6 protein-coding genes and 1 pseudogene are annotated in these 5,721 nt (G+C 69.0%); all 7 read left to right on the forward strand.

The window, feature by feature from the left end; translation table 11 throughout:
• A partial coding sequence (locus VFM98_RS01175) for a UDP-3-O-(3-hydroxymyristoyl)glucosamine N-acyltransferase (protein WP_325108054.1) occupies nucleotides 1-433 on the forward strand: 433 nt, incomplete at its 5' end.
• Nucleotides 430-870, forward strand: a complete 441-nt coding sequence (gene fabZ / locus VFM98_RS01180; RefSeq protein WP_325108055.1) for a 3-hydroxyacyl-ACP dehydratase FabZ — start codon at nucleotides 430-432, stop codon at nucleotides 868-870. The genes VFM98_RS01175 and fabZ, both read left to right, overlap by 4 nt.
• 14 nt (nucleotides 871-884) lie before the next feature.
• Nucleotides 885-1,673 (forward strand): acyl-ACP--UDP-N-acetylglucosamine O-acyltransferase, encoded by a 789-nt coding sequence (gene lpxA, locus VFM98_RS01185; protein ID WP_325108056.1) that lies wholly within the window; start codon nucleotides 885-887, stop codon nucleotides 1,671-1,673.
• Nucleotides 1,674-2,813, forward strand: a complete 1,140-nt coding sequence (lpxB, locus tag VFM98_RS01190) for a lipid-A-disaccharide synthase (protein ID WP_325108057.1) — start codon at nucleotides 1,674-1,676, stop codon at nucleotides 2,811-2,813.
• Nucleotides 2,785-3,447 (forward strand): annotated as a pseudogene (gene rnhB / locus VFM98_RS01195) (ribonuclease HII); the annotation flags it as partial. The gene lpxB and the pseudogene rnhB, both read left to right, overlap by 29 nt.
• A gap of 8 nt (nucleotides 3,448-3,455) precedes the next feature.
• Nucleotides 3,456-4,229: an RNA methyltransferase gene (locus VFM98_RS01200; RefSeq protein WP_325108059.1), complete on the forward strand. Its 774-nt coding sequence runs from the start codon at nucleotides 3,456-3,458 to the stop codon at nucleotides 4,227-4,229.
• A 165-nt stretch (nucleotides 4,230-4,394) separates the two neighbouring features.
• On the forward strand, nucleotides 4,395-5,564 hold the full coding sequence (carA, locus tag VFM98_RS01205) for a glutamine-hydrolyzing carbamoyl-phosphate synthase small subunit (RefSeq protein WP_325108060.1): 1,170 nt from the start codon (nucleotides 4,395-4,397) through the stop codon (nucleotides 5,562-5,564).
• Nucleotides 5,565-5,721 lie beyond the last annotated feature (157 nt).

Genomic DNA, 5,721 nt, shown 5'->3' on the forward strand with positions numbered 1-5,721 from the left:
GCTCGGTGCCGTGCGCATCGGCGACGACGTGGAGATCGGCGCCAACACCTGCATCGACCGCGGCGCGCTGGCCGACACCGTGGTCGAGGACGGCGTGAAGATGGACAACCTGATCCAGATCGGCCACAACTGCCGCATCGGTGCCCACACGGCCATTGCCGGCTGCGTGGGCATCGCCGGCAGCGCCACCATCGGCCGGCATTGCATGCTGGGCGGCGCGGCCATGATCCTGGGGCACCTGAGCATCGCCGACGGAGTGACCATCTCGTCCGGAACCTTCGTCGCCCGCTCGATCCACAAGCCGGGCCTGTACACCGGCATCTTTCCCATCGACGACAATGCGAACTGGGAAAAGAACGCGGCCACGCTGAAGCAGCTGCACACGCTGCGCGACCGCATCAAGGCGCTGGAGAAGGCGCTAGAGAAGAAATGATGGACATCCACGACATCCTGAAGAAACTGCCGCACCGCTACCCCTTCCTGCTGGTGGACCGGGTGCTGGCGGTGGAGCCGGGCAAGACGATCAAGGCGCTGAAGAACGTGACGATCAACGAGCCGTTCTTCATGGGCCACTTCCCGCACCGGCCCGTGATGCCGGGCGTGCTGATGCTGGAAGCGATGGCGCAGACGGCGGGCCTGCTGGCCTTTGCCGACGAGGCCGGCAGCCGCGACCCCAATTCGGTGATCTACTTCGCCGGCATCGACGGCGCCCGCTTCAAGCGGCCGGTGGAGCCGGGCGACCAGCTCGTGATGGACGTCGAGCTGCTGCGCCACAAGGCCGGCATCTACAAGTTCAAGGGCACGGCCCGCGTCGGCGAGGAGATCGCCTGCGAGGCCGAGCTCATGTGCACCATGCGCACCGTCGCCTGACGAGGACGCCTCCCGTGGCGAACATCCATCCCACCGCGATCGTCGATCCGCAGGCGGAGCTGGACGCGAGCGTCGTGATCGGCCCGTACACCATCGTGGGGCCGCACGTGAGGATCGCCGCCGGCACCACGGTCGGGGCGCACGTGGTGATCGAGGGCCACACCACCATCGGGCGCGACAACCGGATCTTCCAGTTCGGCTCCATCGGCGCCGCCAACCAGGACAAGAAGTACCGCGGCGAGCCGACCGAGCTGGTGATCGGCGAGCGCAACACGATCCGCGAGTTCGTGACGCTGCACGTCGGCACGGTGCAGGACAAGGCCGTCACCCGCATCGGCGACGACAACTGGATCATGGCCTACACCCACATCGCGCACGACTGCGTGGTGGGCAGCCATGCCACGCTGGCCAACAACGCCACGCTGGCCGGCCACGTGGAGCTGGGCGACTGGGTCACCATCGGCGGGCTCACCGGCATCCACCAGTTCGTCAAGGTCGGCGCCCACGCCATGGTGGGCTTCGCCAGCGCGGTGTCGCAGGACGTCCCGCCCTTCATGCTGGTGGACGGCAATCCGCTCGCGGTGCGCGGCGTCAACACGGTGGGCCTGCGCCGGCGCGACTTCAGCGCCGAGCGCATTGCCGCGATCCGGCAGATGCACAAGCTGCTGTACCGCGAGGGCCGCACTTTGGAGGCCGCGCGCGAAGCGATCGCGGCCCTGCCGCAATCCACGCCCGAAGCCGCGCCCGACGCGGCCCTGATGGGCGCCTTCCTCGCCGGCGCCACGCGCGGCATCGCCCGCTAGATGGCCGCGCCGCGCTTCGCCATGGTCGCGGGAGAGGCGTCCGGCGACTTGCTGGCCGGCCACGTGCTGGACGCCATGCGTGCGCGCTGGCCGCAGCTCGCGGCCGCCGGCATCGGCGGCGCGCAGATGCACGCCCGCGGCTTCGAGCCCTGGTGGCCGGCCGAGAAGCTCTCGGTGAGCGGCTATGCCGAAGTGCTGAAGCACCTGCGCGAGATCCTGCGCATCCGCGAGCAGCTGCGCGACCGGCTGCTGGCCGAACGCCCCGACGTCTTCATCGGCGTCGACGCGCCGGACTTCAACCTCGGCCTGGAGCAGCAACTGCGCGCCGGCGGCGTGAAGACGGTGCACTTCGTCTGCCCCTCGATCTGGGCCTGGCGCATGAAGCGGGTCGAGAAGCTGAAGAAGGCCTGCGACCACGTCCTGTGCATCTTCCCCTTCGAGCCGGAGCTGCTGGCGAAGCACGGCATCCCCGCCACCTACGTCGGCCACCCGCTCGCGGCCGCGATCCCGCTCGAGCCGGACCGGACGGCCGCGCGCCGCACGCTGGGCCTGCCCCTCAACGGCAAGGTGATCGCGCTGCTGCCCGGCAGCCGCGCCTCGGAAGTCGAGGCGCTGACCGCGCGCTTCCTCAAGGCGGCGGCGCTGTTCGAGAAGCTCCACCCGGATTCCTGGTTCGTGATCCCGGCCGTGCCGGCGCTGCAGGCGCGCATCAGCCAGATCGCCCGCGGCCGCAAGGGGCCGCGCCACCTCACCATCGTCACCGGCCAGTCGCACGGGGCGCTGGCCGCCTGCGACGTGGCCCTGGTGGCGAGCGGCACCGCGACGCTGGAAGCGGCGCTGTTCAAGCGGCCCATGGTGATCGCGTACCGGACCAGCTGGCTCACGTACGCGCTGATGAAGCCGCGCCAGCTGCAGCCCTGGGTGGGCCTGCCCAACATCCTGTGCCGCGAATTCGTGGTGCCGGAGTTGCTGCAGGCCAACGCAAGACCCCACAAGCTCTGCGGGGCGCTGGCCGGCTGGTTCGCGCAGCCTGACAGAATGCGCTCCGTGCAGGAGCGCTTCCACGCGCTGCACCTCCAGCTGCTGCGCGACACCGCCACCCTCGCCACCGATGCCATCGAAAAAGTCCTCGCCTCCTGAGACGGTGCAGCGCATCGTCACGACGACGATCCGGACCCGGGCGGCGAAGCCGGCGCAGAAGCCGCTGCTCTTTCCCGATCCCATCGGCCTCGTCGCCGGCGTCGACGAGGCCGGGCGCGGGCCGCTGGCCGGCCCCGTGGTGGCCGCCGCCGTGATCCTGGACGACAAGAGGCGCATCAACGGCCTCAACGACTCCAAGGTGCTGACGGCGCTGCAGCGCGACAAGCTGTACGACAAGATCCGCGAGAAGGCCCTGTGCTGCTCGGTCGGCATGGCCAGCGTGCAGGAGATCGACGAGCTGAACATCTTCCACGCCACGATGCTGGCGATGAAGCGCGCCGTCGAAGGGCTGCGCCTGCGCCCGGCCAAGGTGCTGGTGGACGGCAACCGGCTGCCCAAGCTGGAGATCCTGTCGGAGGCCATCGTCGACGGCGACGCCAAGATCAAGTCCATCTCCGCCGCCTCGATCATCGCCAAGGTCACGCGCGACCGCATGCTGGTGGAGCTGCACGAACTCTTCCCGCAGTACGGCTTCGCCTCGCACAAGGGCTACAGCACGCCGGAGCACCTGGCCGCATTGCGCGTGCACGGGCCCTGCGTGCACCACCGCCGCCACTTCGCGCCGGTGGCGGCGCAGTTCGAGTGACTTCCGGCCCGCAGTTCATCTCCTCCCGCGACAACGCGCTGCTGAAGGAGCTGCGGCGGCTGGCGCAGGACAGCGGCGCCTACCGCAAGCAGGGGCGGGTCTGGCTCGAAGGCGACCACCTGTGCCGGGCCGCGCTGCAGCGGGGGCTGAAACCTTCGCATGCGGTGTTCCAGGCCTCGTACTGGGACAGCGCCGGGCAGCAGTGGGCGGAGGCGGGCGGCAAGGCCGTGGTGGTGGACGACAGCCTGTTCGCGTCGCTCAGCGGGCTGGAGTCGCCGGCCCGCATGGGCTTCGTGCTGCCGTTGCCGGCCGCACCGGCGCTGCAGCCCGACGCGCCCTCGGTGGTGCTGGACGGCCTGCAGGACGCCGGCAACGTCGGAACCATCCTGCGCAGCGCCGGCGCCTTCGGCTTCCGGCAGGTGCTGGCGCTCAAGGGCACGGCGGCGCTGTGGAGTCCCAAGGTGCTGCGGGCCGGCATGGGGGCGCATTTCGGCTTGCACCTGCTGGAAGGGCTGGAGCCCGAAGGGCTGGCGAAGCTGGCGGTGCCGATGCTGGCGACCAGTTCGCACCAGGGGGACTATCTGCACCAGGCGGCTCTGCCGTGGCCTTGCGCCTGGGTCTTCGGGCACGAGGGGCAGGGCGTGAGCGCCGCGCTGGCCCAGCGGGCCGCGCAGTTCGTCCGCATCGTGCAGCCGGGCGGGGAGGAGTCGCTCAACGTGGCGTCGGCGGCGGCGATCTGCCTGCACGCCAGCGCCGCCGCGAGGGCGTAAAGCCAACAATCGCTCCAAGGGAAAACCCTCCACCGGGTTATAATCAGCGGCTTTCCCGAAACCCCCCACGCCCGTAGCGCATCAGCCTCTCCCCCGACCAAAGCAGCTTCGAGAAATCTTCTCGACATGCGTTCTGGGCGTGTCCGTCACCATCCGGAGAACCCAGTGCTTTCGTCGCTTCAGGGCGCATTCCCGCCCGCCATCCTGGCGCTCGCAGACGGAACGGTCTTTCTCGGCAATTCGATCGGAGCCACCGGTAGCACCACCGGCGAAGTCGTGTTCAACACGGCGCTCACCGGCTACCAGGAAATCCTGACCGATCCGAGCTACTGCCAGCAGATCGTCACGCTCACCTATCCGCACATCGGCAACTACGGCGTCAACGCCGAGGACGTCGAGGCGGCCAAGGTGCACGCCGCCGGCCTGATCATCCGCGACCTGCCGCTGATCGCCTCCAGCTTCCGCGCCGACATGACGCTGCAGCAGTACCTGCAGCGCGAGAACACCGTGGGCATCGCCAACATCGACACCCGCAAGCTCACCCGCATCCTGCGCAGCAAGGGCGCGCAGAACGGCTGCATCCTGGCGCTGAAGCAGGGCGAGGAGATCACGCCCGCACTGGTGGAGAAGGCTGTGGCCGAGGCGCGCAAGGCGCCGGCCATGAACGGCCTCGACCTCGCCAAGGTCGTCACCGTGCCCAAGTCCTACGGCTGGGAGCAGACCGAATGGCAGCTGGGCCAGGGCTACGGCCAGCTGGAACAGCCGAAGTACCACGTGGTCGCCTTCGACTACGGCGTGAAGAAGAACATCCTGCGCATGCTGGCCGAGCGCGGCTGCAAGGTGACGGTGGTGCCGGCGAAGACGCCCGCCGCCGAAGTGAAGAAGCTCCATCCCGACGGCGTGTTCCTCTCCAACGGCCCCGGCGACCCGGAGCCCTGCGACTACGCGATCGAATCCGCCCGGGAGCTGATCGAGGACGGCTATCCCACCTTCGGCATCTGCCTCGGCCACCAGATCATGGCGCTCGCCTCGGGGGCGAAGACCTTCAAGATGAAGTTCGGCCACCACGGCGCCAACCACCCGGTGAAGGACCTGGACAGCGGCCGCGTGAGCATCACCAGCCAGAACCACGGCTTCGCGGTGGACGAGAAGACCCTGCCCGGCAACCTGCGGCCCACGCACGTCAGCCTGTTCGACGGCACGCTCCAGGGCCTCGCCCGCACCGACAGGCCCGCCTTCTGCTTCCAGGGCCACCCGGAGGCTTCCCCTGGCCCCCACGACATCGGTTATCTCTTTGACCGCTTCACCGGCCTGATGGACGCGAAGAAGAAGTAAAGCCATGCCCAAGCGTCAAGACATCAAGAGCATCCTCATCATCGGCGCCGGCCCGATCATCATCGGCCAGGCCTGCGAGTTCGACTACTCCGGCGTGCAGGCCTGCAAGGCGCTGCGCGAGGAGGGCTACAAGGTCATCCTGATCAACTCCAACCCG

This window comes from Ramlibacter sp., from assembly GCF_035706265.1.
Classification (GTDB): domain Bacteria; phylum Pseudomonadota; class Gammaproteobacteria; order Burkholderiales; family Burkholderiaceae_C; genus Ramlibacter.

Coding starts and splice junctions, on each gene's coding strand:
- fabZ (WP_325108055.1), top strand. CDS start 430: ATGATGGACATCCACGACATCCTGAAGAAACTGCCGCACCGCTACCCC.
- lpxB (WP_325108057.1), top strand. CDS start 1,674: ATGGCCGCGCCGCGCTTCGCCATGGTCGCGGGAGAGGCGTCCGGCGAC.